Below are 25,399 nucleotides of genomic sequence, written 5' to 3'. Positions count from 1 at the left end.
ATTTTAATTAGTAAAACAGAAATTTAAGATATAATGGAAGAATTAGAACTTATTGCAGGGATGGTCAAGCAGGAAATGGATGCGGCCATTAAACATTTGGAACATGCTTTTCAGAAAATTAGAGCCGGCCGGGCTTCTACAACCATGGTACAAGATGTTATGGTAGAATATTACGGTGCGCCAACACCATTGAGCCAAGTCGCCAATGTGATGGTTCCCGATGCGATGACAATCTCCATTCAACCTTGGGACAAAACAGCGATTGGCGCAATTGAAAAGGCAATAATCAATTCTAATCTTGGTTTTGCCCCTTCTAATAACGGAGAGAACATTATTCTAAATGTTCCGCCTTTAACAGAAGAAAGAAGACGTGAACTGGCAAAACAAGCGAAAGTAGAAGCAGAATCTACAAAAATTACGGTTCGTAACGCACGACAAGATGGAATGAAAGAATTACGCAAGCTAGATGGTGTTTCTGAAGATTTAATTAAAGATGAAGAAGCAAAAATTCAAGTATTGACCGACAAATATATCAAAATGTGTGACGATCATTTAAAAGTGAAAGAAGCCGAGATTATGAAAATCTAACCTTTTGTATTTGCAACATAAAAGCCGTTTCAGCCTGGTTGAAACGGCTTTTTTTTCTTAAAAATATCACAATATCATCGGTATTTTTGCAATTACCTTCTTAGTTATGTTTCTGCGCAAAACTGAAAATACTTCCCAATTTAATTTTAGAATAACCATTGGACTTTATCTTGGCAGCATTAATCATTGCATGAGCCAAAACGCTAGTGGGTAAGGGTTTCTGACTTTTTAATAGGCCAAATGAATTTAAAAAGTGAATGACTTTTGCGCCGACGACTTCACCAAAACGATTTGAATGTTTTCGCTCCAACATTCCCGGTTGAAAAATGGTGACTTTATTGAAGTGCAATTCTTTGATTTTTCGCTCCAGTTGTCCTTTAATTCGGGAATAAAATACATTAGAATTGGCATTGGCTCCATAGGCAGAAACCAGAATAAAATCTTCTACATTATTCTCCTTCGCACTTTTTGCAAAGTTATATTGATAATCAACATCTACTTTTTTCTGAGCTTCTTTACTTCCAGCCGCTTTCAGCGTAGTTCCCAGGCAAGAAAAAGCAACATCGCCATTCACCAAATCTTTCCACTCCTCAGGTTTTTCGAAATCTACGATATGAACTTTCAGTTGAGAATGGTCTGTTTTCAAAGGTTTTCTTACGAAAACATGAACTTCTTTAAAAGTGTCATCTGCAAGCAATTGTGCTACGAGATCTTTTCCGGTGGCACCTGTTGCGCCGATGATTAGTGCGATCATATATAAATAAGTAAGAGGTAATAATTAGTTGGTCATCTTTTCTGAGATTGCGAATTATAAAATTACTAAATTTGTGGTAGATTTAACCCATAACTAATTGCTTATTACGCATAACTTAAAAAGATGGATGTAACCGAAATTTTAGATTATTGCCAGCGCAAAAAAGGAGTTGAAGAAACCTTTCCCTTTAATCCAGAGACTTTGGTCGTAAAAGTAGCTGGGAAAATGTTTGCTTTAATTCCCTTAGAAAAACAACCTGTAAATCTTTCACTAAAAGCAGATCCCGAAAAAAGTGCAGAACTTCGGGAGCAATACCCACAAATTACTGGAGCATATCACATGAATAAAACCCATTGGAACTCGGTGCGGTGCGAGGGTTTGAAAAAGGAATTGATTTTTGAGTTGATCGATCATTCGTATGATCTGGTCGTAGCTTCTTTAACAAAGAAAAAAAAAGAAGAGTTGTTGAATTCCTAAAAATTGAATTCAGAGGTCAATCTTCGATCCTCATCTAATCTCACCATCAGTTCTTCTAAACCATTAAATTTAATTTCTTCATGTAAAAATTTTCTGAAGTTTACGGAAATTTCTTTGCCGTAAATATCTTCATCAAAATCTAAAAGATAAACTTCTACAGAAAGTGAATCTCCCTGAACGGTTGGATTAGTTCCAATACTCAGCATTCCTTTATAATGCAGGTTTTTTACAAAGGCATCAACAATATATGCACCTTTTTTTGGCAATAATTTTATCAGATCAACTTCAATATTCGCTGTTGGATAACCAATGGTTCTTCCGATTTTTTTACCGTGAATTACTTTACCTGAAATAGAGTAGTTGTAACCCAGCATTTCATTGGCATAAATTACGTTACCATTTGACAAAGCATTCCTAATTTGGGTAGAACTTATATGATGGTCGTTATAATTTACAGCTTGTACCTGCTCTACTTCAAAACCGAATTCTGGACCCATCTTCTTTAATAATGCAAAATCGCCACTTCTGTTTTTTCCAAACGTATGATCGTATCCTACAATTAAATGCTTTACCTGTAGTTTCTCTACCAAAATCTCCTTTACAAATTCTTCGGCTGTTAAATTTCTGAAATCTTGATTAAATTCTTTTAAAAACAGTTGTTGTAAACCGTTTTTTTGAAGCAGATATTTTTTCTCATCAATGGTGTTCAACAATTTTAAATCCTCATTAGGATTAAAAACTTTTCTCGGATGTGGCCAAAAAGTAAGAATGGCAGACTGCAAATTTTTTGTAGCAGCAATTACGTTGAGTTTCTGGATTATACTTTGATGTCCTATGTGCACCCCATCAAACATCCCAATGGATAATACTAAAGGATATTCTGAAAGTGAATCTGTGAAGTTTTCTGTAATTTTCAACTGAAATTCTTGCTAAGAGTGGAAATATTTGCCTTAAAAAAAGCCTTTAAATAACTTTGTGCAAATATGACAAAAATCTTCTTTTAAACCAATTGCAAATTTGCGAATATTCATTATATTTGCACCAAGAAAAAAATTAGCAATGGCAAACCAACTTAAAGGAAAAATTTCTCAAATTATCGGACCGGTAATCGATGTCCATTTTAGTGATGCGGCAGAACTTCCAAACATCTATGATGCCTTGGAAATCTTAAAATCCGACGGTAACAAAGTGATACTTGAAGTAGAACAACATATTGGTGAAGATTCAGTAAGATGTATCGCAATGGATGCAACAGACGGACTTCAAAGAGGTCAGGAAGTAATTTCACAAGGAAAACAAATTACCATGCCAACTGGTGAAGCAGTTTATGGTAGATTGTTTAACGTAGTTGGAGATGCAATTGATGGAATTGAACAAGTTTCTAAAGAAAACGGTTTACCGATTCACAGAGATGCTCCGAAATTTGACCAACTAACCACTTCTGCTGAAGTTCTTTTTACAGGAATTAAAGTAATTGACTTGGTAGAACCTTACTCCAAAGGAGGTAAAATTGGTTTGTTCGGTGGAGCAGGTGTTGGTAAAACAGTACTGATCCAGGAATTAATTAACAATATTGCAAAAGGTCACGGTGGACTTTCTGTTTTTGCCGGGGTAGGTGAAAGAACCAGAGAAGGAAACGACCTTTTGAGAGAGATGCTAGAATCTGGCATTATTAAATATGGTGATGAATTCATGCACTCTATGGAAAATGGAGGATGGGATTTATCTAAAATCGATTTAGAAGTAATGAAAGAATCGAAAGCAACCTTTGTTTTCGGTCAAATGAATGAACCTCCTGGAGCAAGAGCTCGTGTAGCACTATCGGGTCTTACGATTGCAGAAAGCTTTAGAGATGGAGACGGTACAGGTCAAGGTCGTGATATCTTGTTTTTCGTTGATAATATTTTCCGTTTTACACAAGCAGGTTCAGAAGTATCTGCACTATTAGGAAGAATGCCATCAGCAGTAGGATACCAACCAACTTTGGCTTCAGAAATGGGTGCGATGCAAGAGCGTATTACTTCAACTAAAAATGGTTCAATTACTTCCGTACAAGCGATCTACGTTCCTGCGGATGATTTAACTGACCCGGCGCCGGCAACCACATTTGCTCACCTAGATGCAACTACGGTATTGGATAGAAAAATTGCTTCCCTAGGGATTTATCCAGCAGTAGATCCATTGGCTTCTACTTCTAGAATCTTGACTCCAGAAATTTTAGGAAATGAGCACTACGACTGTGCACAAAGAGTGAAAGAAATTCTTCAAAAATATAAAGCATTGCAAGATATCATCGCAATTCTTGGGATGGAAGAACTTTCTGAAGATGATAAATTAGCCGTATACCGTGCCAGAAAAGTACAAAGATTCTTATCTCAACCTTTCCACGTTGCGGAACAGTTTACAGGATTAAAAGGAGTTTTGGTAGATATTAAAGATACCATCAAAGGATTTAACATGATCATCGATGGTGAGTTAGATCATTTACCTGAAGCTGCTTTTAACTTAAAAGGTACGATTGAAGAAGCAATCGAAGCAGGTGAAAAAATGTTAGCGGAAAACGCATAAATAATTTTAAATGATAAATTTTAGATTTTAGATTGTGAAAGCATTTTAAAATTTAAAATCTATAATCTATAATTTTAAAGAATGAATATTAAAATTTTAACTCCCGAATTTGTAATTTTCGAAGGTGATGTAAAATCAGTTTTACTTCCTGGAAAAAATGGTGAATTCCATATCATGAAAGATCACGCCGCTATTGTTACTTCCCTAAACGGAGGAAAAATTAAAGTGTATACGGATCAGATTAAGGAAGAATATAGCCAACATTTCACCAGAGAAAACGAAAAAGAAAGTGTATTTTCTTTTGTTATGAAAAGTGGAGTGGTAGAATTTAGCAATAACAAAGGAATTATTCTAGCGGAATAAGAGCTTTATTACAGATAAAAATTCCCGTCTTTTTTAGAAGACGGGAATTTTTTTGGTGTAAAACTGAATTTTAAAACTAAAAGCCTATTCTATTTTTGAAACTTTTTTTATAAATCACTCGCCGTATTTTCTTTTGAAAGTTGACGGTGTGAAACGAAGATCAATACAATCATGATCGCAATAGAAACCAATGAAGCGGGCAATGTTCCTAAATCCAAGCCACCCTTTGCGATTGGTTTGGTTAGAAAATCTCCGAAGGTAGCACCGAAAGGACGGGTGAAAACAAAGGCAATCCAAAATAAAATAATAGGATTAAGTTTTGTAAAATAGTGCAGCGTAATAACAAAGAGTATTACAGCTAAAGTGATCACTGCACCAGTCAAATAACTTAAACCCAAACCATCGTTTAAATAGTCTCCGAAAGCAGTTCCCAAACTGTTGGAAAATAGTACGGCGATCCAAAAATAAATTTCCTTTTGCTTTTCAAAAATAGGGGAGACTTCCAGATTGCCATATTTTTTATTCCATAAAAAAAGCGTTAAGAGCAAAAAGGCAAGCAGCACCATACTTCCTAAGGCATAACCCAAATGTAAACTTCGATCGATGAAATCAGAAATTTCAGTTCCTAAAGTCGTAGTTCCGATAATCACCAACCAGAAAAAAACGGGTGTGTATTTCTTGGCAGAAAGTTGCAGAAAAAGGGTCAATAAAAAGAAAACCAAGGTAATTGCTATACCTACCAAATATCCTAAATTCAAGGTTTGAGCAATAAAATCGCCTAAAGTTTCACCTAAGGTGGTGGCAATAATTTTCATCAGCCAAAAAAGCAGGGTGATTTTGGCTATTTTGTTCAGGGTAAATTCTTGTGCGGAGTTCATCATGGTTTATTTAAATTTCAATACCTGAATTTTAAGTCAGAATTCTTTAGTAAAAATAAACCTTTTTAAGGTGGAGTCGGTTTAAATTCAAGGATTTATTTTGAGCCCTATTAAAACTTACAAACTCAAAATTACGCCGTTCCGTCTTAATTGTAAAATTGGTTTTGAAAACCAAAATGATTCAAAATCCTCAAAAACTTCTTCAAACTGATTTTTAAGCTGTTGAAGGGTAATCTTTTTGGGATTATCGGTAAAATTATCGCTGAATATTTTCATGAGCCAATCTGCGTAATCTCTTTCCAATTCTATTTTAACAATATTGGTTTTTAGATGGAAAGTCAATCGTGTCAGTTCGAAAGAACCGGCTCTTGTGCTTTTTACAAAGTTCTCGACATTTGCATTTTTATCGAAAAATACTAACTTGGAGTTTCCTTTAAAAATAATTTCCTCTTCTTCCAAAAGACAGTCGTGGATATAATCGGGGTGAATGGTAGTTTTCGGAATTTTAAAATCAAACCAATCTTTCAATGGAAGATCAAAATTGATTCCATGCATGTAATTGAAGAGCGATTTCTTTAAACCGAAACTAAATAGGCTGTGATCGAGCCCCGATTCGTCAATAAACTCCACATCGTTATGTGCAAAAAGGATTTCTTTTCTTACCGGTTTAACCCCAAATTCTTCTGGATTATTCCCAATCGGTGAGTGCGCCGTCATCGAAAACTGGTGCCAGAAACCACTCTGCACGATTCCCATTTCAAAGAGTTGCCGGACCATTTCTAAAGAGTCTACCGTCTCCTGGATGGTTTGCGTAGGAAATCCGTACATTAAATAGGAGTGCACCATGATTCCGGCTTCCGTGAAATTTCGTGTTACATTTGCCACCTGATCTACAGAAACTCCTTTGTCTATAAGTTTTAATAAGCGGTCACTTGCGACTTCTAAGCCGCCAGAAACGGCAACACACCCGGATGTTTTCAGTAAAAAGCACAAATCTTTGCTGAAGCTTTTTTCAAATCGAATGTTCGTCCACCACGTAACAACCAAATTCCGGCGTAGAATTTCTAAAGCAACTTCTCTCATCAAAGCTGGTGGCGCCGCTTCATCTACAAAATGAAAACCCGACTCTCCAGTTTGAGCAATCAATTCTTCCATTCGATCTACCAAAATTTTGGCAGAAATGGGTTCATATAATTTAACGTAATCCAAAGAAATATCACAAAAAGTACATTTTCCCCAATAGCAACCGTGCGCCATGGTGAGCTTATTCCAACGTCCGTCGCTCCATAAACTATGCATCGGATTGGCGATTTCAATAACGGAAATATATTGGTTTAACAGTAAGTTGGTGTAATCAGGAGTTCCTATAAGAGCCTGCTTATAATCTGATCTCTTGGTATTATTTTTATAGCTGACTTGTTGATTTTCTAAAATGAACGTTCTTTTGAATTCGCTATCTGAACTGTTTTTTCCTGAACTAACATTTTCAAAAACTAATTCAATAGGTAATTCACCATCATCCAAAGTGATAAAGTCGAAAAATTCAAAAACGCGTGGATCCTTTAATTCTCGTAATTCGGTATTTGGAAAACCACCGCCCATCACAATATTAAGTCCTGGATAATTGGCTTTGATAAACTGCGCGGATTTAAAGGCTGAATATAAATTACCCGGAAAAGGAACCGAAAAACACACTAATTTCGGTTGTGCTAAATCTAATTTTTCCTTTAGTAATTTTAAGGTAAATTCATCAGTAAAAGTTTGCGGAGCATTTAATTTTTCGTACAATTCATCAAAGGAATTGGCACTTTGCCCAATGCGTTCGGCATAGCGGCTGAACCCAAAATCAGCATCGATATTTTCGACAATATAATCAGAAATATCCTCTAGAAATAGTGTTGCCAAGTGCTTTGCTTTATCCTGTAAGCCCATATTTCCGAAGGCATACTCCATATCATCTAACTGATTAAAACGGGAAGCTTCCGGCAGAAAATTCATGCTGCAGATTTGTCTTGCCAAAGTCGGATTTTGATTCTGTAGGAAAAGAATAACCTGATCGATGGTTTTAATATACTCTTCCCTTAAAGCAAAAATGCGCTTTGAATTTTCTGAAGTTTGAGTTAAATTGATGCTTTTTGAAAATACTTTTTGGATTCCATTTTTCGAAAATAATTCTAAAATCACTTCAATTCCCAAATCAATCTGATAACTTGAAATATTTTTGGTGTTCAAAAAACCTTTAATGTAAGCCGTTGCCGGATAAGGCGTGTTGAGTTGGGTAAAAGGCGGCGTAATGAGGAGCAGATCTTTCAAGCGTTTTCTTTTTGCAAATTTATTTTAAATCTTGGAGTTTAGAACCATTAAATTTTTTAAACAGTAAAAGTCACAAATAATCTGTGAGTTATGTGTTAAATGGCGACGGAAGGAAAAAGTATGGTTCTTCTCAATTTTCATTCTCTTAGTAAAACTTTCTGGCGTGAATTTTTTGGTAATTTTTTGGTGTAAACTTCTATCTACAAATCAAAATCTCCCGCAGCTTCTGGCTGATAAACAACTTCATCGATCACGATTTTGGTCATTCCTGAAGGAATCAGCCAATCGATTTCATCTCCAACTCTGTAGCCGATTAGAGCAGCTGCAACAGAGGAAAAAATTGATATTTTCTTTTGTTTTAAATCAGCTTCTGCAGGATACACCAGTTGAAACTCCATCGAAGTTTTATTATTTTGAAAGTGAATCTTTACAATTGAATTCATGGTGACCACATCACTTTCAATTTGGTCTTGCTCTACAATTTTAGCAGCTTTTAGTTCGGCGAGTAATTTTTCCGCTTCATCTTTTTTAATGCTGTTTTTTGCTTTAGCATCGGTAATGGATCGGTGGATTTTATTAAAATCTTGTTTGGTAATAATAACTTGGCTCATAATAATAGGTTTTAAATAAAAAACCGTTTGAATTTTTCAAACGGTCTATATTAGGAATATATTCTGAAAATTCTACGAGTTCTTAAAGTGAAGGTTTTTCTCCTCCATTAATTTTTGCTCCTGCTCTTTATAAAAGCCAGAAACTAATTTTTCATGAATGGCTTCAAATGCAGCCAGCGTTTCGTTTATTTCCGAATCGGTATGGGAAGCAGTTGGAATTAATCGTAATAAAATCATCCCTTTAGGAATTACAGGATAGATTACTACCGATGTAAAGATTCCAAAATTCTCTCTTAAATCTCTAGAAAGTAGGGTAGCTTCAACGGTAGAACCTTCCATCATTACTGGGGTTACACAAGTATCAGACCCACCTAAGTTAAACCCTCTTTCTTTCAACCCATTTTGTAATTTATGAACATTCTCCCAAAGTTTTGCTTTGATTTCCGGGCGCGAACGCAAAAGATCTAGTCGTTTTAAACCGCCGATCACCATAGGCATCGTTAACGATTTTGCAAAAACCTGTGACCGTAAATTATATTTTAAAATTCTAATAATATCTTTATCTGCGGCAATGAAGGCTCCAAAACCAGCCATTGATTTGGCGAAAGTAGAGAAGTAAACATCGATTTGATCTTGGCAACCTTGCTCTTCACCAGCACCGGCACCAGTTTTTCCTAAAGTTCCAAATCCATGCGCATCATCAACCAATAAACGGAAATCGAATTTTGATTTTAAATCACAAATTTCTTTGATTTTACCCTGCATTCCGCGCATCCCAAATACCCCTTCGGTAATCACTAGAATGCCACCACCTTGTTCTTGTGCAACTTTGGTCGCTCTAACAAGGTTTTTCTCTAAACTTGCAATATCATTGTGCTTATAAGTAAAACTTTTACCCATGTGAAGACGCACGCCATCAACGATACAGGCATGTGAATCGGCATCATAAACGATTACATCGTGCCTTCCAACGAGTGCATCAATGGTAGAAACCATTCCCTGATAACCAAAATTTAAAAGATAAGCAGATTCTTTTTCAACAAATTCTGCTAATTCTCTTTCTAATTGTTGATGCTGATCTGTTTCACCAGACATTGCTCTGGCGCCCATTGGATAAAACATCCCATATTCAGCGGCTGCTTTTGCATCAGCTTCTAAAACTTCTGGGTGGTTACAAAGTCCCAAATAATCATTCGCACTCCAGAAAATCACCTCTCTTCCTTGAAATATCATTCGTGGACCGATCGGACCTTCTAGTTTTGGGAATACAAAATAACCCTCTGCATAATCTGCAAATTGTCCCAATGGACCTGGGTTTTCTCTAAGGCGATCAAAAATATCTTTCATTATTTTTTTTGGTTTTAAATACTCAAAGTTAATTATTTAAACTAAAAAAACCTTTCGCTTACTACAAAAAGGTTTATTCTAGTGTTTCTCTTTATTTTGTTATTTAACAAATTCTGTTTTATATACTTCATCATAATTATGAACACAATTATTGATGAATCCTTGTTCTGCCATCCATTCGTCGCTGTATACTTTGGTAATATATCTGGATCCATGATCCGGGAATAGGGCAACTACCAGATCATTTTCTGTAAACTCATGAGAATTTGCATATTGTAAAAGTCCTTGGGTAACTGCACCGGTGGTATAACCTCCCATGATGGCTTCTTTCAAAGCAATTTCGCGCGTTCTGTAGGCTGCCATTTCATCATTAACGCGAACAAATTCATCGATTTTATCAAATAATAAAGCCGCAGGAATTAGATTTTTTCCCATTCCTTCAATTTGGTACGGATGAATATCTTCATTGTGAATTTCTCCTGTTTCATGGAAGCTTTTCAAAATTGAGCCAGAAGCATCAACACCGATTATTTTAATATGGGGATTCTGTTCCTTTAAAAATTTTGCAGAGCCCGAAAGTGTCCCTCCAGTTCCTGTACAAGCAATAAGGTGGGTGATTTTACCTTGGGTCTGTTTCCAGATTTCGGGACCAGTTGTTTGATAGTGTGCATCAATATTCAACTCATTAAAATATTGGTTGATATAAATTGAGCCAGGGGTTTCACTGGCTACTCTTTTAGCTACTTCATAATAAGATCTTGGATCATCAGCCGCCACATTTGCTGGGCAAATATAGACCACTGCACCTAAGGCCTTTAAATAGGCGATTTTTTCTTTCTTTGTTTTATCACTTACGGCTAGAATACATTTGTAACCTTTGATAATACAAACCATAGCAATTGAAAATCCGGTATTTCCGGAAGTAGTCTCAACTACCGTAGAACCAGGCTTCAAGAGTCCTTTTTTCTCAGCAGCTTCAATGATATGCATTGCAATTCTATCCTTCGTGGAGTGGCCAGGATTACAAGATTCTAATTTAGCATATACTGTAGCCGGAATCTCTTTAGTAACTTCATTTAGTTTAACCAAAGGAGTGTTACCTATTAAACCCAGAATGTTATCGTGAACATTAGTCATTATTTCGTCATTTTAGTCAATTAAAACCGTCTGCAAAAATACTAAAAAATAAATAATTCAACAATAAATCCAGAACTTTGTATTTATTCTATGAGATATATCATTCTCTATTCTTGTTTTCGGCGATTTGGCAGTAGGTAAAAAGCAGAATTCATGCTTAAATTTTGTTAAAATCAATGGATAATAAGTTAAAAACCTTATTTTCGCAACATTGAAAATTTAATATGAAAAATTGGTCTTTTAAACAGTGGAATACTTTAATAGGATGGGTGGTATTCGTTATTGCATTTTTTACTTATTTAGCAACCATCGAACCTAATTTTAGTTTCTGGGATACGGGCGAATATATTTCTTCTGCGGTAAAACTAGAAGTTACCCACGCTCCAGGAGCTGCACTTTTCCAGTTGGTTGGTGCTGTTTTCGCGGTATTTGCTTTTGGAAATGGCGAAAATTATTCGGTCGTTATCAATGCAATGTCGGCTCTTTTCAGCGCATTTACCATCTTGTTTTTATTTTGGACCATTACACATCTTGTGAGAAGGTTGTTGCATAAAGATTTTCATGAGATTACCAAACATCAGGAAATTTCTATTCTTTTCGCCGGCGTCATTGGAGCGTTATGTTTTACCTTTTCTGATACGTTTTGGTTTTCTGCGGTAGAAGGTGAAGTGTATTCAATGGCCTCCATGTTTATCGCTCTATTGCTGTGGTTAATTACCAAATGGGAAAATGAATACCTGGAAAACGATAACGAACGTTGGATTATTTTAATATTCTTTGTTCTGGGTTTATCTGTAGGCGTTCACATGATGGGAATGTTGGCAATACCAGCCGTTTGCTTTATCTATTATGCGCGCAATTATGAGTTTACTTGGAAGAGTTTTATGTGGGCAAATATTGTCACTCTAATAATTTTAGCCACGGTATTCAAAGGAATTTTCCCATTAATAATGACTTTATTCGGAAAAATGGAAGTTTTTGCCGTGAACGGAATCGGACTTCCTTTCCATTCTGGGACGATAATTGCATTTATGATTCTCATTGCAATTTGTTATTTTACCTTAAAATATGCCCGTACAACTAAAAAAAGCATTTATCAAACCATTGTTCTTTCCGTGGTCTATATGATGATTGGTTTTTCTTGTTGGATGGTAATTCCGATTCGAGCCAATGCTAATCCACCAATGAACTTGAACAATCCGGATAACGCCATTGGCATGTTGGATTATTATAATCGTGAACAATATGGTGATTGGCCAACTTCCTACGGACAAAACTACACGGCACATCTGGATGCAAATGGAATTCAAAAAAATGAAGACGGAAGTTATAAAACCACTAAAACTGGTGATGTGTACGAAAAAGATGAAAAGACACAAATGTACCGGAAAGTGGGCGAGCGGTTTAATTATGTGTACAGTAAAGAACATATAAGCTTTTTACCTCGTATGTTTAATGAAGATCCATCGGTGATGGAAAATTATATCTCCATGTACGGTGCGCCAGATTTTTCCTTTAATTATGGTAATGAAGAGGTGGCCGATAATCCAGAGGCCCTTCAAATTTTTGATGATCTCAGAAAAAAGTATGAAGAAGGAAGTATCAAAGCCGCTGATTATTTACAAGTGAAACCTTATAATTTAATCAATGTGCAAAGGCCTTCCTTAAGCCAGAACTTGAATTATTTCTTCACCTTTCAGAACGGATATTACTTTGTAAGATACCTGATGTGGAATTTTGTGGGTCGCCAAAACGACTTAGAAGGAAACATGGAAAACAACCGTGGGAATTGGATTTCTGGTATTTCATTTATTGATAATGCCATGTATGGTGATCAAAGCAAAATGCCAGCGAAATTTAAAAACGAAAGTACCGTTGCTTTTTTCTTCCTGCCTTTATTATTAGGACTTATTGGGTTTTTCTTCCAACTCAATAGAGATTTCGGTCGGTTCTATGCGATTTTGTCCTTATTTATCATTACCAGTGTTGGCATTATATTCTATACCGGTGTGAAACCTTTTGAAGTACGGGAAAGAGATTACGCGATGGTCGGTTCCTTTTACGCTTTTGCGGTATGGATTGGCTTGGGAGCAGGCGCCATACTTTGGTATATACAAGAGAAAGTAAAATCAGATGCTTTAAATATCGTTGCTGGCCTGGTTCTTCTCGGAATTCCTTTAATGATGGGCTTCCAGAATTATAATGTTCATGATCGAAGTGGTCGCTACACCGCTTATGATTACGCTTATTCTACTTTAAAATCTTTACCAAAAGATGATATCCTATTTGTTTATGGTGATAATGACACGTATCCTATTTGGGGAATGCAGGAAACTTCTGGTTTTAGAGACGATGTTAAAGTGGTTAACTTCACTTTGCTTTCAACCCCTTGGAACATTGATCAGGTGAAGAGAAGAACTTACAATTCAATGCCAGTTCCCTCAACTTTTGTTCATGAAGATTATCGAGATGGAACCAATGATCAAATCTTCGTAATGAATAAAAAAGATTGGGAAAATATTTTTGCAAATATGAAAGAGCAAGGTGCGCCAGATAACACCTTTTCGGAATTTAAAAAATATTTGACTCAGGATGCGATGACCATGAAAGAAGCCGTGAATTTTATTAAAATGAAATCGGATAATAAAGATCAAATATTAAAAATGATTTTTGGTGAAGCAAAATACGAGAAATTTAATTTCTTGCCGGTCTCTAAATTTATTTTACCGGTGAATAAACAAAATGCTGTAAAATCTGGAACGATTGCACAGAAAGATTTAGCAAATACCGTGGATCAAATCACCATTAATTATAAGAAAACCAGCATGTTCAAAAATAATTTAATTTTGATGGATATCTTGGCAAATTTCGATTGGAAACGGCCGATTAATTTTTCTTCAGGTGGAATTTACGACCCTGAAAATCTATTCTTTTTGGGTGATTATTTACAATATGATGGATTCAGTTACCGCTTGGTTCCCATTGAAACCAAAGAACGAGAGGATGGGGAAATGGGCAGAGTTGACGCCAATTCATTGTATCAAATTGTTAAAAATTACAAGTGGGGAAATTTCAAAGATCTGAGTGTGCATTTTGATGAAACTTGCACCCAAAACATTGTAAGTTATAGGAGTTCTGCAAGCCGTGCAGCCGAAGCCTTAGCGTTGTCTGGGCAAAAAGGAAAAGCAGCAGAAATATTGGATCTGGCCTCGAAAGAAATTCCTGTGGCAAAATATAATGATCCACGCTCGCTAAGTTCTATGGTCTACGGATATATCGTGGCTGGCCAAGAACAGAAAGGATTGGCGCTTGCAGAAGAACTGAAAAAAGGAATTTTTACGGAATATGAATATTACAACAGTTTATCAGAAAAAGAACAACGTTTTGTAAGCCGCCAAATGAGAGCAAAACCCATGGAATACTCCTTAGTGGTTGGAGCCGTAGCAGATGCGTATGCGAAAACAGGACAGAAAGTAAAAGGATATGATTATTTGGTAAAATCAATAGAACCTATTGACAAAAAGTTTAGCGCATTTGTTAAACATTTGCAAACAATGGGCAAAGAAAAAGCTTTTAATGAAGCTGATAAAGTAAAAAAAATAACTCCTTTTTACACCTATTTGTTTGATATTATGGAGCCTTACGACTCGACCTATTCAGAAGAAAAGGAAAGTCAAATTACCGCTGCAATGATGAAAGCAACGCAGTAAAAAAATCTTAAACGTAAAAAATCAAATTAAATGACCGTATTAGATTATATTAAAAAAGTTCCGAAAGCAGAATTACATCTTCATATTGAAGGTAGTTTTGAACCAGAATTGATGTTTGAAATTGCACTAAGAAATAAGATCGAAATTCCGTACGCAAGCATCGAAGATTTGAAAAAAGCCTATCAATTTAGTAACTTACAGGATTTTCTGGATATTTATTATGCTGGTGCAAATGTTCTTATCTATGAACAGGATTTTTACGATTTAACGATGGCTTATTTTAAACAATGTGCCAAAGAAAATGTGCTTCATACCGAAATCATGTTCGATCCGCAGACCCATACCAAAAGAGGTATCGCATTTTCTACCATTATTAATGGAATCCAGCGTGCAAGAGAAGAGGCAGAAACTCAGTTTGGTATTTCTTCGCTTTTGATTATGAGCTACCTGCGCCATTTATCAGAAGAAGATGCCTTTGAAACTTTACGACAATCACTTCCGTACAAGCATTTAATTAAAGCAGTAGGCTTGGATTCTTCTGAAAAAGGAAATCCACCTTCGAAGTTCCAAAAGGTTTTTGAAGCTTCGATAAAAGAAGGTTATGTTCCTGTGGCTCATGCAGGTGAAGAAGGTCCCGCAGAATATATTTACGAAGCTTTGGATTTGTTGAAAGTTGCCAGAATTGATCACGGAAACAATTGTCTATCTGATTCTAAATTGGTTGATCGGTTGGTTCAAGAGAAAATGGCCTTAACGGTATGTCCACTATCAAATACAGCCCTTCGAAATGTTGATCACCTCAATAATCACCCGCTGAAAAAAATGTTGGATTTGGGCTTGAAAGTCACTGTGAATTCAGATGACCCCGCCTATTTCGGTGGTTATCTTACGCAAAATTACATCAGTTGTATAGAAGCACTTGATTTATCTTTAGACGAAGTTAAGCAGTTGGTTCGCAATTCTTTTGAATATTCTTTCTTATCTGAGCAAGAGAAAAAGAAATTTTTGGAGCGGATTTAAGTAGCGATATTATCAATTATAGTTAAATTTTTACTACTTAAAATTTACTATGATCATTTTTTTTAGATTTAAAAATAAAGGGCTGGCTAATATGTTAGCTTTTTTTGTTAGCTTTTTAGCCTTATTTATACTTTAATATTTTTCTGAAAAAAGGTGTAATAACCCAATAAATTTAATGACGTTTTGTTACATTTGTAAAAAACAACGCCATGAAACAATTATTACTTATTTGTATGCTTTCGTTCGGAATGCTATATTCCCAACAAAGCACAGAAAACGAAATCCCGGGAAAGGTGTATCCTATTACAATCCTTTCTTTGCAAAATTCTGTTAAGACGCAGAAATCATCACCTAAACGAATTAAAAATTTGAGCATTACCTTGCCCAATTTTTCTGGTGAAAAAGTGAATTACAATTTAACTGAAAATGATTTAACCCATGAAAGAGTTGCAGATGTTACCACTTTCGATGGAGTATCTACCGACGGAAATTCCAAATTAAAGCTTTCTTTATTTCAAGATCATCTTGTAGCAATTGTGAAAAATAAGGATGGATATTTTTATGTGGAACCCTACAAAACTTCTTCTGGAAATTATCGAATTTATCCGGCGTTCGCTGATTTTGGAGTAAATTTCAGTTGTGATAATGCTGTAGACCCCGATTTATTGCAAGAATTGATTGCCGTAAAAGACAACCTTTCTTCAAGACAATCTGCACCTAATTTTCCTTATGGAAATCAATTAAGAAAATTCAGAATGGCAATCGCTACGACAGGGGAATTTACACAAGCTTTTGCCGGAAATCAGAATAATGCCTTAGCAGAAGCATTAAGTATGCTTAATTTAATCAATTTGATTTACGAATCTGAAGTGTCCATTAGCTTCAACGTAATATCAAAAACTACGGATAAAACCTTAATATTTACAGATCCCAATACTGATCCCTTTACAGTAGATCCTTCATTTGCGAGTGCTGCCAATTCCCAAACCGGTTTTAATACCATGAATACCAACGGAACTTTGGCCTATTCTTTATATGATATTGGCCACACTTTCCATATTATGACAGGTGGTGGTGCACAAGGACAAGCAGGAAATCAACCCTGCAATTCTTCATTTAAAGCAAGAGCTTGGAGCCAGTGGAATATCACCATGCCCAAAGCAATTACTGCAAATCTTATTGTTCATGAAATGGGTCATCAATTTACTGCAGGCCATACCTACAATGCAGTAGGTGGAACCAGCGGTAGCCCAACTTTCTGTACTTCTGGATGGAGCAGTACAGCAGCCGTAGAACCAGGTGCTGGTACAACGATCATGAGCTATGGAAATAACTGTACGGTTCCCGCTAATCAAACCAATACGGGGAATAATGGTTTAAGTTATTTCAATGCAAAAAGTCTGGATCAGATTACTGCTAATTTAGCGGGTCCAGGAAATTGCTATAATGTAGAAAATACGGCAAATCAGGCACCTGTTGCTAATGCTGGAGTAGATATTACGATTCCAAAAAACACTCCTTTTAAATTAAATGGTACGGCTTCTGATCCGAATGATACCAATTTATCTTACACGTGGGAACAGGCAGATAATGCAAGTGCAAATGATAAAGGTGCTTTTGGCAGCACTATCGCTGGTGCAGGTGGTTATGTTGCAAGTAGCAGTACAGCCAGTGCTCCCTTGTTTAGATCAGAACAAAGTACTTCAAGCACCGAAAGAACTTTTCCTAAGCTGATCTATGTTTTAAATAACCAAAATTTACCACCGGTTAATGATGCAGAAGTGCTTCCCGGCGTGGCGAGAAACATGAAATTTAGATTTACGGTAAGAGATAATAATGCCTTGTCTGGCGGTGTAGATTCAGATGAAATCGTCGTGGCTGTAGACAATAGTGGACCGCTAGTGGTTACCTATCCGTCAGTAACAGGTATTACAATAGCAGCTTCAACTGGAACAATTATTACATGGAATGTGAATGGGACAAACGCTTTAAAATCAACAGTAAATATTTTACTTTCAGTAGATGGTGGAAGCAGTTACCCATACCAATTAGCGATGAATACGCCAAACGATGGCTCAGAATCGGTCACGATTCCAAATGTTCCTGGAACTACAACTGCAAGGGTCAAAATTGTAGCAGTTATTAATCCCAATGCAGAGTTTTTTGATGTTTCCGATAAAGATTTTACCATCAGCTCTGCTTGTAACGCTTATCAATCCTTTATTAATCCTACCACAGCAGTAACTACAAGTGTTGGATCTGCGGCTAGTAATCTAAGCATGACTGCACCTTCGGCAGCAAGTAATTCTTTCACTGTTAAAAATATCGATTACAGTACTGCAACATCAAATAATATCGTGGCTTACAGCGATGCTACAAAATCAACGCCTACCTTGGTCACTAATAATTATCCTTCCGTAACTTATAGTTTTAGAGTGACCAAAACCGGAAATTATGTATTTAGTAAAACAGGCGCTTTTTTAATCGTAACCATTCATTCTGGATCCCCTTATTCGACAGGTAATTTTGTTGCTTCTAATGCATATAATACAGGTGGTGGTAGTTATTCTTCGGCTGCATCAACCCAAAGTATGGTATTACAAGAAGGGGTAACCTATTACGCAGTACTATGTAATTTTAGCAATCCTGCAAATAATTTAACGTACGATATTACCAGTTCTGGATCCGGAAATTTATACAATCCGGTGACAACACCAGCTGGTTACAGTTATACTTTCATAGCGATTAACAATTCAGACAGTAAAATTAAAGCGGTAAGTTCTACAGCAAATTTCTCTACCTTACCAGTTGGGGAATATACTGTAAAAGGAATTTCTTTCCCTACGGCAACCAATAGTTCACTTTTTGTAAATCAAACAGTTGCAGAATTGGCAAGCGCCGGAACTTGTTTTGCGCTTAGTGGAAATGAAAGATCTTTGATCATCGATACTACTTTAGCTTCGATCGAAAATCCATATACAGGTAAAGATTTTGTGCTCGCTCCAAACCCAGTCGATAATTATCTGACTGTCAAGAGTAAACAAAAAATATCCGGTTACCAAATCTTAGATATTTCCGGAAGACTCATTGAGACCAATGTTTTAAACAATGAAACCATCAATTTTAGTCGGTTAAAAACCGGAAATTACATGCTAATATTATTAAATAATGGAAAAGTAATTCATCGAGAAAAAATAATTAAAAAATAATTAACTTTGAAAAAGCCATCGTAAAGGTGGCTTTTTCTTTATATTAGCATTTATGAAATTTATTTTAGTACTAACAGGTATATTTTGTTTTGGCTTAGTTTTAGGCCAAAATAAGCAGGAATATGTCTTTAAATTTAATGTGAAAAAATGGAACAAAGAATTTTTAAAACAACATAAACCAACTAAAGATGGAATGGTTTCTATCAATCTTTTTGATGTTAATGGAAAAGCCGTTTTATTTGAAGTACAAGAGAAAAGTATTTCAGAAGTGAACGTTCCAGATATTAAAATTTTTAAAGGAAAATCAACAGATGATACAAAGATAATCACATTGACCATCTTACCAAAAACCATGAGCGGTGCATACTTAGAAAAAGGCATTCAGTATTTTATCGAAGCTGTAAAAGGAAGTTGTAATCATTATAAAGTGTATACAAAACCGGAGATCGATAAAAAAATTGAAGTAGGACAAATTGAAGATTATATAAAATAGTTAATAGAAATTAAACCCAAGTCTTGAAAAAATATTGTGCTTTTCTTCGTGGTGTTAATGTTAAGGGTACTTCTATGAAAATGGTAGAAGGATGCAAAATATTTACTGAGGCAGGAATGAAAGAAGTTTCTTCCGTTTTAGCCACCGGAAATATCTTATTTTCTTCTGATAAAAATCGATCAGACCTAAAGAGGATTTTACAGCAAGTACTTTCGGAATATTTTGATTATGAAGCATTTCTATTCCTGAAAACCAAACAGGAAATTACAGAAATATGTACTAATAATCCATTTGTAAAATCCGAAGATTTGCATATTTATGTATTCATTGGAACAGAAGAAATTGAAAATTCACTTTTAAAAGAATTTAATTTAACCCTAAAATCAAAGAACGAAGACGGTAAAATTGTAGGAAATACGTTCTATTGGCAAATTGAAAAAGGAAACACATTGGATTCTAATTTTGGAAAGGTTCTGGGTAAAAAATCTCTGAAATCTCAAATGACATCTAGGAATATCAATACTTTGGAGAAAATTTCAAAGAAGTTTTAAATTAATTTTTTATAAATAATGATAAAAAAAATTCTATATACATTAATAATTTTGTTGACTTTCTTGTCATGCAATTTACAAAAGGAGTTTTATGAAAGTGGAAATTTGAAAGGGAAAGGAAAATTTGAAAATGGTCTGAAGAGTGGGAAATGGAAATTATTCTATGAAACAGGAGAACTTTATGAAATGGGAAATTACTTCAATGGGAAAGAAATTGGCGAATGGAAAATATATCACGAAAACGGAAAAATTAAGCAATTTGGAAGTTTTAACAACGGTAAACAAAATGGAGAATGGAATTTCTTTTATTCAAATGGTAATCAACAAGGAAGCGGACACTTAGAGGACGGGAGGAAAACTGGAATCTGGAAATGGTATTTTGAAAATGGAAATATTTTTACAGAAAGAAAATGGAAGGATGGTAAACTGGTTGAAATAATAATTTGTGTCGACGGAAAAGGAAACGATTTAGATAAAGGTACCTATAAAAATGGGCTTGGAACGGTACATATTTACGATGTCAATGGGAAATTGTTAGAAACATCCTATTTTGAGAAGGGTGAATTTAAAAATTAACATTTAATAAAAAAATCTACATTTAGTTTATTATTATTGACTAAAATTTTTATTAGAGGTAAATAGTACCATTGAAAATAGACCGAAAAATTCCGTATTTTTGTTCCTCTTAAAATTACATCAATCCAAATAAAAAAAATGATTCAATACCTCGATAACATCCACCACAAAAATTCTAAAAATTTCTTTCTTATTGCCGGTCCATGCATTATTGAAGGCGAAGAAATGGCCTTACAGATCGCCGAGAAAATTGTAGAAATGACCAATAAATATGAAATTCCATACCTTTTTAAAGGGAGTTTTAAAAAAGCAAACCGAAGTCGGGTAGACTCTTTCACCACGATTGGAGAAGAAAAATCTTTAGAAATATTAAAGAAAGTTGGCGAGACTTTTAATATTCCCACTACGACTGATATTCATGAAAACGAACATGCTGCACTTGCTGCAAATTATGTGGACGTTTTGCAAATCCCCGCTTTTTTAGTGCGGCAAACCGACTTATTGATTGCAGCTGCAAAAACCGGAAAATGTGTAAGTTTGAAAAAAGGACAATTCCTTTCCCCAGAATCTATGCAATTTGCGGTACAAAAAGTACAAGATTCTGGTAATCCAAAAACGGCGATTATAGAAAGAGGCAATTCTTTTGGCTATACCGATTTGGTCGTAGATTTCCGGGGAATTCCTACCATGAGAAATTACGCACCTGTGATTTTAGATGTCACCCATTCGTTGCAGCAGCCGAATCAAAGTTCGGGTGTAACTGGCGGAAGACCAGAGCTCATCGAAACCATTGCAAAAGCCGGAATTGCTGTTGGTGCAGATGGTCTTTTTATTGAAACTCATCCTGATCCAAGCAAAGCACTTTCCGATGGCGCAAATATGCTTCGATTAGATAAGCTGGAAGAATTATTGCAGAAATTAACCCGAGTAAGAGAAGCAATACTGTAATTTTTGTTACCTTTAAAATCTAAATTTCCAGCCTTGAAAAAAATCCTTTTATTCCTGTCGGTTCTGCCAATTTTTGCCTTTGCGCAAATTAATCTGAAAGTTTTAGATGAAGATGGGCAGCCTATTTCTGAAGCCAATGTTACCTATAACAATCAAACCTTTACAACAGACGATAAAGGTTTTGTAAAAATTCCGCTCGCAGAATCGGAGCAACTTTTATCGGTTCAAAAAGCGAGTTTCAGGGGCTTTAATAAAAATATTAAAAGTACACCCAAAGTTCAAAACATCAATGTTCTCTTTGTCAAAGCGGAAAGAGAAACCGAGATTGAAGAGGTTGTTTTTCAAAAGAAAGGAAAACCAAAAGTAACCGATCTTACTTCGATGGAAATTTCTGCGAAAGAAGCACAGCAAGTAGCATCTCTTTCCGGCGGAGTTGAAGGTCTTCTGAAAACGCTGCCTTCCGTAAACTCTAATGCAGAACTTTCTTCGCAATACATGGTGCGAGGCGGAAATTACGATGAAAACCTAATCTATATTAATGATATAGAAATTTACCGCCCCTTTTTAATTCGCAATTCTTTGCAGGAAGGGTTGAGCATCATTAATCCAGATATGGTAAAAGCCATTAACTTTTCCGCCGGTGGTTTCGAAGCGAAATATGGCGATAAAATGTCATCTGCGCTAAATATTTATTACAGACAGCCTACAAAATTTGAACTTTCTGGAGAAGCGAGCTTGATTGGTGGAAGACTCACTACGGGATTCGCCTCCAAGGATAAAAAATTATCTGCCATGATTTCCGGACGGTACAGAAATACCAACTTGGTTTTAAATACACTGAATGAAGACACCGATTTTAATCCGCAATACCTGGATTTCCAAACCTATATTAATTATAAATTAAATGATAAATGGGGTTTTTCTTTCATTGGATATTGGAGTAAAAACGATTATGAAATGATTCCGAAAGTGAAAGAAGTGGAATTCGGAACCTTACAATCCCCTTTGAAACTGAGCGTTTTCTACAATGGAAAAGAGGACGACAAGTATAAAAATATGATGGGTACGGCATCCATTAATTTTAAACCCAATAAAAAATGGGCATTTACTTTAGATAATTTCGCTTACCAAAATCGTGAGCGTGAATATTATTCCATCGCTTCTGGTTATCTGTTACAAACATTCGATCCGATTACCGGAGCACCCATTACGTCTTATGATGTTGGTGGACAAATCGATCACGCCAGAAATGATTTATTGGTTAAAACCTACGGTGCACAACTGAAAACAAAATTTTCGCCTGATGTAAATACAGATTTTGAACTGGGATTGAAATTTGAAAAAGAAAACCTAAGAGATTTTACGAATGAATGGCAATTGGTAGATTCCTTAGGCTACAGTACGCCTAGGACTTATGTAAATCCTGGGACTTTGGATCCGTCGCAACTGCGCTTGCGCTACAGTATCTCTGGCGCCAATCATATTGAACCGACCCGACTTTCTGGATATATGCAATATTCTAAAAAATTCTATTGGGGGGACAACCGCGTATTTATCAATGCTGGAGTTCGTGCTGCTCATTGGGATTTTAATGATGAAACAATTATTTCGCCAAGGGCTCAAATTGCCGTTAAACCAAACTGGGATATGGACATGTTGTTCAAAGTATCTGGTGGAGTTTATTACCAAGCGCCGTTCTATAAAGAAATAAAGGATGTTGATGGAAACTTTAATCCAAATATCAAATCACAACGTTCGATGCAAATTATTTTAGCCAATGATTATGAATTTCAAATGGCTGATCGTCCCTTTAAGTTAACTACAGAATTGTATTATAAGAAAATGGATCATTTGATTCCTTATTATTTAGATAATGTAAGAATTAGATATTCTGGTGAAAATAATTCTGAAGGATATGCGTACGGAATTGATACCCGATTATTTGGCGAATTTGTACCAGGAGTTGATTCTTGGGTTTCTGCAAGTTATGCCAGAGTATATGAAAATATTGATGGGCGCGGCGATATTCCAAGACCGACCGATCCAAGATTTAGATTCTCGATGTTCTATCAAGATTACATGCCAAAATTCCCCTCTATGCGCGTGAATTTGACTTTGGTTTATGCGAATGGACTTCCCTCTGGAACACCAATTTCTTTAAATGAAAATGGCCAACCAGATTTTGAAGCGCCTTATAAATACCAGCGAACTTTGCCGTCTTATAAAAGAGTAGACATTGGCTTATCTAAAGTTTTTATCGACCAAAAAGACAATAAAGTAAACGGTGGTTTCTGGGGTAACTTTAAGGAACTTACTTTGGGTGTTCAGATTTTCAATGCCTTCAATATTAGTAATACCGTTGCAAACCAATGGGTAAATGATGTGAATTCAGGGTATAATTATCCAGTTCCCGTGCGATTGACGGGCAGGTTTTTCAACGTGAAGTTAGAATTTAAGTTATAAAGCAGCCAAGAAAAAAGTAAAAAGAGCCCTGGTTTGTAGAAGTTCCCTATTAATTTAAAAAGAATGTCAGCATTTCATTACGCTTTCAAAGTAAAAGATATCGATTCGACCAGAAAATTTTATGTAGAGATTTTGGGATGTGAGGAAGGACGTTCTACTGAAAATTGGATTGATTTTAATTTTTTCGGAAACCAGCTTTCTGCCCATGTCAGTAAAAATTTGCCTGATTTGGATTATTGCGGAAATGTAGACGGAGTTATGGTACCGATTCCGCATTTTGGGTGTTTACTCGAAAAGGAGTTGTTCAATAAAATATTGGAAAAATTACGGACTGAAAACATTGAATTTCTCGTAAAACCCTATAAAAGATATGAAGGAAAAACCGGGGAACAAATGACGATGTTTGTATTTGACTATAGTGGCAATCCTCTAGAATTCAAATCATTTTCAAAAAATGATGAAATTTTTGCATAATATATCTTATATTGATTATTTAAAATGCTGCTAAAATAAATAGATCATATTTATTTCGGCTAAAACATAAAACTCATAAAGTTGTTTTTTAAGATTTTTTTTGGTTGAAAATACATAATTTATCAAAAATGTTAGACCATTAATCACATTTTAAAGATTATGGGAGGAAATTCAACAAAAAAGGGTGTTTTCACCTATTGTCAGAATTAAAATTATAATTATTTTTACTAAAGCTATATTTAAAGTTTAAGTATAAAGTTCGGCTCAACGATCATTGTGCAATATATTTTTAGTACAGTTGATCATTTTAATTTTAGAGAATTTTAGAAATCAGGTTTAATGAATTTTAGCACCGTGAATTTGCTTGAGTATTTTAAATAAAGCTAGCTTGCTTTTTCAGTTTACAAATTTTTGAAGAATACAATAACCATAAAGAATGTTACTAATGAAAAAACATTTACTATTTTTTAGTTTTATCGCTTGTATTTTTCTTTATGCGCAAGAATCGGTGACCAAAAAATATTTGGCTGAAGATAATATAACCTCGGCGAAAAACTTTTCTAAGGAATATATTGAGAATGTTTTATCTAAAAAATATACCCTGAGAACGATCGGAGATCCAGAAAGCAATAATTACGATATAGAGTATACCGTTGAAGATAAATTAGGTTTTGCAATTATCCTCATCAATTACGATTTCAGAGCCAACGATTTTACCCTGAAATTAAAATCGCTGAATTATGAAAGCAAAATAAATGGCAAAGTAATGCCAGTTACTAGCAATAGTACTGATCAATGGATTTCTGAATATTATGACAACACAAAAAAACTTCTGCTTACTTTACATTCTGATTACATTGCCCCAGATTTAAATGAGTGAGAGAATTAATAAAATCAGTTAAATATCTAACTTTTCTAA

The 25,399-nt window shown here is 35.3% G+C and carries 21 protein-coding genes; 14 read left to right on the top strand and 7 right to left on the bottom strand.

The window, feature by feature from the left end:
- Positions 1-33: 33 nt before the first annotated feature.
- Positions 34-588 (top strand): ribosome recycling factor, encoded by a 555-nt coding sequence (frr, locus tag QWY78_RS08855; RefSeq protein WP_290218882.1) that lies wholly within the window; start codon positions 34-36, stop codon positions 586-588.
- 100 nt (positions 589-688) lie between these two features.
- On the opposite strand, the gene QWY78_RS08850 is transcribed toward frr, so the two are convergent.
- On the bottom strand, positions 689-1,342 hold the full coding sequence (locus QWY78_RS08850; RefSeq protein WP_290218880.1) for an NAD(P)H-binding protein: 654 nt from the start codon (positions 1,340-1,342) through the stop codon (positions 689-691).
- Positions 1,343-1,465: 123 nt separating this feature from the next.
- Here QWY78_RS08850 and QWY78_RS08845 point away from each other — a divergent pair, with 123 nt between their 5' ends.
- Positions 1,466-1,819, top strand: a complete 354-nt coding sequence (locus QWY78_RS08845) for an MmcQ/YjbR family DNA-binding protein (RefSeq protein ID WP_290218877.1) — start codon at positions 1,466-1,468, stop codon at positions 1,817-1,819.
- On the opposite strand, the gene QWY78_RS08840 is transcribed toward QWY78_RS08845, so the two are convergent.
- Positions 1,816-2,736, bottom strand: a complete 921-nt coding sequence (locus QWY78_RS08840) for a bifunctional riboflavin kinase/FAD synthetase (protein WP_290218874.1) — start codon at positions 2,734-2,736, stop codon at positions 1,816-1,818. The two genes, QWY78_RS08845 and QWY78_RS08840, sit on opposite strands and share 4 nt — an antisense overlap.
- Positions 2,737-2,878: 142 nt before the next feature.
- On the opposite strand from QWY78_RS08840, the gene atpD reads away from it, so the two are divergent.
- Positions 2,879-4,387, top strand: coding sequence for a F0F1 ATP synthase subunit beta (gene atpD / locus QWY78_RS08835; protein WP_290218872.1), 1,509 nt, complete (start codon positions 2,879-2,881; stop codon positions 4,385-4,387).
- 81 nt (positions 4,388-4,468) lie between these two features.
- Positions 4,469-4,750, top strand: a complete 282-nt coding sequence (locus QWY78_RS08830) for a FoF1 ATP synthase subunit delta/epsilon (protein WP_290218870.1) — start codon at positions 4,469-4,471, stop codon at positions 4,748-4,750.
- Between the two features lie 107 nt (positions 4,751-4,857).
- Here QWY78_RS08830 and QWY78_RS08825 read toward each other — a convergent pair whose 3' ends face one another.
- The 5 genes from QWY78_RS08825 to QWY78_RS08805 all read right to left on the bottom strand — a co-directional run bounded on the left by QWY78_RS08825 (position 4,858) and on the right by QWY78_RS08805 (position 11,036).
- Positions 4,858-5,631, bottom strand: a complete 774-nt coding sequence (locus QWY78_RS08825) for a COG4705 family protein (RefSeq protein ID WP_290218868.1) — start codon at positions 5,629-5,631, stop codon at positions 4,858-4,860.
- 114 nt (positions 5,632-5,745) lie between these two features.
- Positions 5,746-7,941, bottom strand: coding sequence for a B12-binding domain-containing radical SAM protein (locus QWY78_RS08820; protein WP_290218865.1), 2,196 nt, complete (start codon positions 7,939-7,941; stop codon positions 5,746-5,748).
- A gap of 200 nt (positions 7,942-8,141) precedes the next feature.
- Positions 8,142-8,552, bottom strand: a complete 411-nt coding sequence (rnk, locus tag QWY78_RS08815; protein ID WP_290218863.1) for a nucleoside diphosphate kinase regulator — start codon at positions 8,550-8,552, stop codon at positions 8,142-8,144.
- Positions 8,553-8,624: 72 nt separating this feature from the next.
- Positions 8,625-9,899 (bottom strand): aminotransferase class I/II-fold pyridoxal phosphate-dependent enzyme, encoded by a 1,275-nt coding sequence (locus QWY78_RS08810; protein WP_290218860.1) that lies wholly within the window; start codon positions 9,897-9,899, stop codon positions 8,625-8,627.
- A gap of 99 nt (positions 9,900-9,998) precedes the next feature.
- A complete protein-coding gene (locus tag QWY78_RS08805) occupies positions 9,999-11,036 on the bottom strand; it encodes a PLP-dependent cysteine synthase family protein (protein WP_290218858.1) in 1,038 nt (345 codons plus the stop codon).
- A 224-nt stretch (positions 11,037-11,260) separates the two neighbouring features.
- Here QWY78_RS08805 and QWY78_RS08800 point away from each other — a divergent pair, with 224 nt between their 5' ends.
- From QWY78_RS08800 to QWY78_RS08755, 10 genes are all read left to right on the top strand, one after another.
- Positions 11,261-14,746: a glycosyltransferase family 117 protein gene (locus tag QWY78_RS08800; protein ID WP_290218855.1), complete on the top strand. Its 3,486-nt coding sequence runs from the start codon at positions 11,261-11,263 to the stop codon at positions 14,744-14,746.
- Between the two features lie 30 nt (positions 14,747-14,776).
- Complete coding sequence (locus tag QWY78_RS08795; RefSeq protein WP_290218853.1) at positions 14,777-15,766, top strand: adenosine deaminase; 990 nt, start codon at positions 14,777-14,779, stop codon at positions 15,764-15,766.
- Positions 15,767-15,975: 209 nt separating this feature from the next.
- Entirely contained in the window at positions 15,976-18,975 is a 3,000-nt protein-coding gene (locus QWY78_RS08790) for a zinc-dependent metalloprotease family protein (protein ID WP_290218852.1), read from the top strand.
- A 52-nt stretch (positions 18,976-19,027) separates the two neighbouring features.
- Positions 19,028-19,468, top strand: coding sequence for a hypothetical protein (locus QWY78_RS08785; protein ID WP_290218850.1), 441 nt, complete (start codon positions 19,028-19,030; stop codon positions 19,466-19,468).
- Positions 19,469-19,491: 23 nt separating this feature from the next.
- The gene (locus QWY78_RS08780; protein ID WP_290218847.1) at positions 19,492-20,019 is read left to right on the top strand and encodes a DUF1697 domain-containing protein; all 528 of its coding nucleotides are present in this window, start codon (positions 19,492-19,494) and stop codon (positions 20,017-20,019) included.
- 18 nt (positions 20,020-20,037) lie between these two features.
- Complete coding sequence (locus tag QWY78_RS08775; protein ID WP_290218845.1) at positions 20,038-20,595, top strand: toxin-antitoxin system YwqK family antitoxin; 558 nt, start codon at positions 20,038-20,040, stop codon at positions 20,593-20,595.
- 138 nt (positions 20,596-20,733) lie between these two features.
- Positions 20,734-21,543, top strand: a complete 810-nt coding sequence (gene kdsA / locus QWY78_RS08770) for a 3-deoxy-8-phosphooctulonate synthase (RefSeq protein ID WP_290218842.1) — start codon at positions 20,734-20,736, stop codon at positions 21,541-21,543.
- 285 nt (positions 21,544-21,828) lie between these two features.
- Positions 21,829-24,006 carry a TonB-dependent receptor plug domain-containing protein gene (locus QWY78_RS08765; RefSeq protein WP_290219049.1) on the top strand — a complete coding sequence of 726 codons (2,178 nt, stop codon included), beginning with the start codon at positions 21,829-21,831 and terminating at the stop codon, positions 24,004-24,006.
- A 63-nt stretch (positions 24,007-24,069) separates the two neighbouring features.
- Positions 24,070-24,480, top strand: a complete 411-nt coding sequence (locus QWY78_RS08760; protein WP_290218840.1) for a VOC family protein — start codon at positions 24,070-24,072, stop codon at positions 24,478-24,480.
- A 445-nt stretch (positions 24,481-24,925) separates the two neighbouring features.
- Positions 24,926-25,360, top strand: a complete 435-nt coding sequence (locus QWY78_RS08755) for a hypothetical protein (protein WP_290218838.1) — start codon at positions 24,926-24,928, stop codon at positions 25,358-25,360.
- The last annotated feature ends 39 nt before the right edge of the window (positions 25,361-25,399 follow it).

It is taken from the genome of Kaistella yonginensis (genome assembly GCF_030409525.1).
Lineage (GTDB): Bacteria > Bacteroidota > Bacteroidia > Flavobacteriales > Weeksellaceae > Kaistella > Kaistella yonginensis.
Note: the sequence above shows the minus strand (reverse complement) of the source record. Positions and strands in the feature narration are given on the sequence as shown.

Bases quoted from the DNA above. Each gene is read 5' to 3' on its own strand.
- frr (WP_290218882.1), top strand. From the start codon at position 34: ATGGAAGAATTAGAACTTATTGCAGGGATGGTCAAGCAGGAAATGGAT.
- QWY78_RS08850 (WP_290218880.1), bottom strand. From the start codon at position 1,342: ATGATCGCACTAATCATCGGCGCAACAGGTGCCACCGGAAAAGATCTC.
- QWY78_RS08845 (WP_290218877.1), top strand. From the start codon at position 1,466: ATGGATGTAACCGAAATTTTAGATTATTGCCAGCGCAAAAAAGGAGTT.
- atpD (WP_290218872.1), top strand. From the start codon at position 2,879: ATGGCAAACCAACTTAAAGGAAAAATTTCTCAAATTATCGGACCGGTA.
- QWY78_RS08830 (WP_290218870.1), top strand. From the start codon at position 4,469: ATGAATATTAAAATTTTAACTCCCGAATTTGTAATTTTCGAAGGTGAT.
- QWY78_RS08825 (WP_290218868.1), bottom strand. From the start codon at position 5,631: ATGATGAACTCCGCACAAGAATTTACCCTGAACAAAATAGCCAAAATC.
- rnk (WP_290218863.1), bottom strand. From the start codon at position 8,552: ATGAGCCAAGTTATTATTACCAAACAAGATTTTAATAAAATCCACCGA.
- QWY78_RS08810 (WP_290218860.1), bottom strand. From the start codon at position 9,899: ATGAAAGATATTTTTGATCGCCTTAGAGAAAACCCAGGTCCATTGGGA.
- QWY78_RS08805 (WP_290218858.1), bottom strand. From the start codon at position 11,036: ATGACTAATGTTCACGATAACATTCTGGGTTTAATAGGTAACACTCCT.
- QWY78_RS08800 (WP_290218855.1), top strand. From the start codon at position 11,261: ATGAAAAATTGGTCTTTTAAACAGTGGAATACTTTAATAGGATGGGTG.
- QWY78_RS08795 (WP_290218853.1), top strand. From the start codon at position 14,777: ATGACCGTATTAGATTATATTAAAAAAGTTCCGAAAGCAGAATTACAT.
- QWY78_RS08790 (WP_290218852.1), top strand. From the start codon at position 15,976: ATGAAACAATTATTACTTATTTGTATGCTTTCGTTCGGAATGCTATAT.
- QWY78_RS08785 (WP_290218850.1), top strand. From the start codon at position 19,028: ATGAAATTTATTTTAGTACTAACAGGTATATTTTGTTTTGGCTTAGTT.
- QWY78_RS08775 (WP_290218845.1), top strand. From the start codon at position 20,038: ATGATAAAAAAAATTCTATATACATTAATAATTTTGTTGACTTTCTTG.
- kdsA (WP_290218842.1), top strand. From the start codon at position 20,734: ATGATTCAATACCTCGATAACATCCACCACAAAAATTCTAAAAATTTC.
- QWY78_RS08760 (WP_290218840.1), top strand. From the start codon at position 24,070: ATGTCAGCATTTCATTACGCTTTCAAAGTAAAAGATATCGATTCGACC.
- QWY78_RS08755 (WP_290218838.1), top strand. From the start codon at position 24,926: ATGAAAAAACATTTACTATTTTTTAGTTTTATCGCTTGTATTTTTCTT.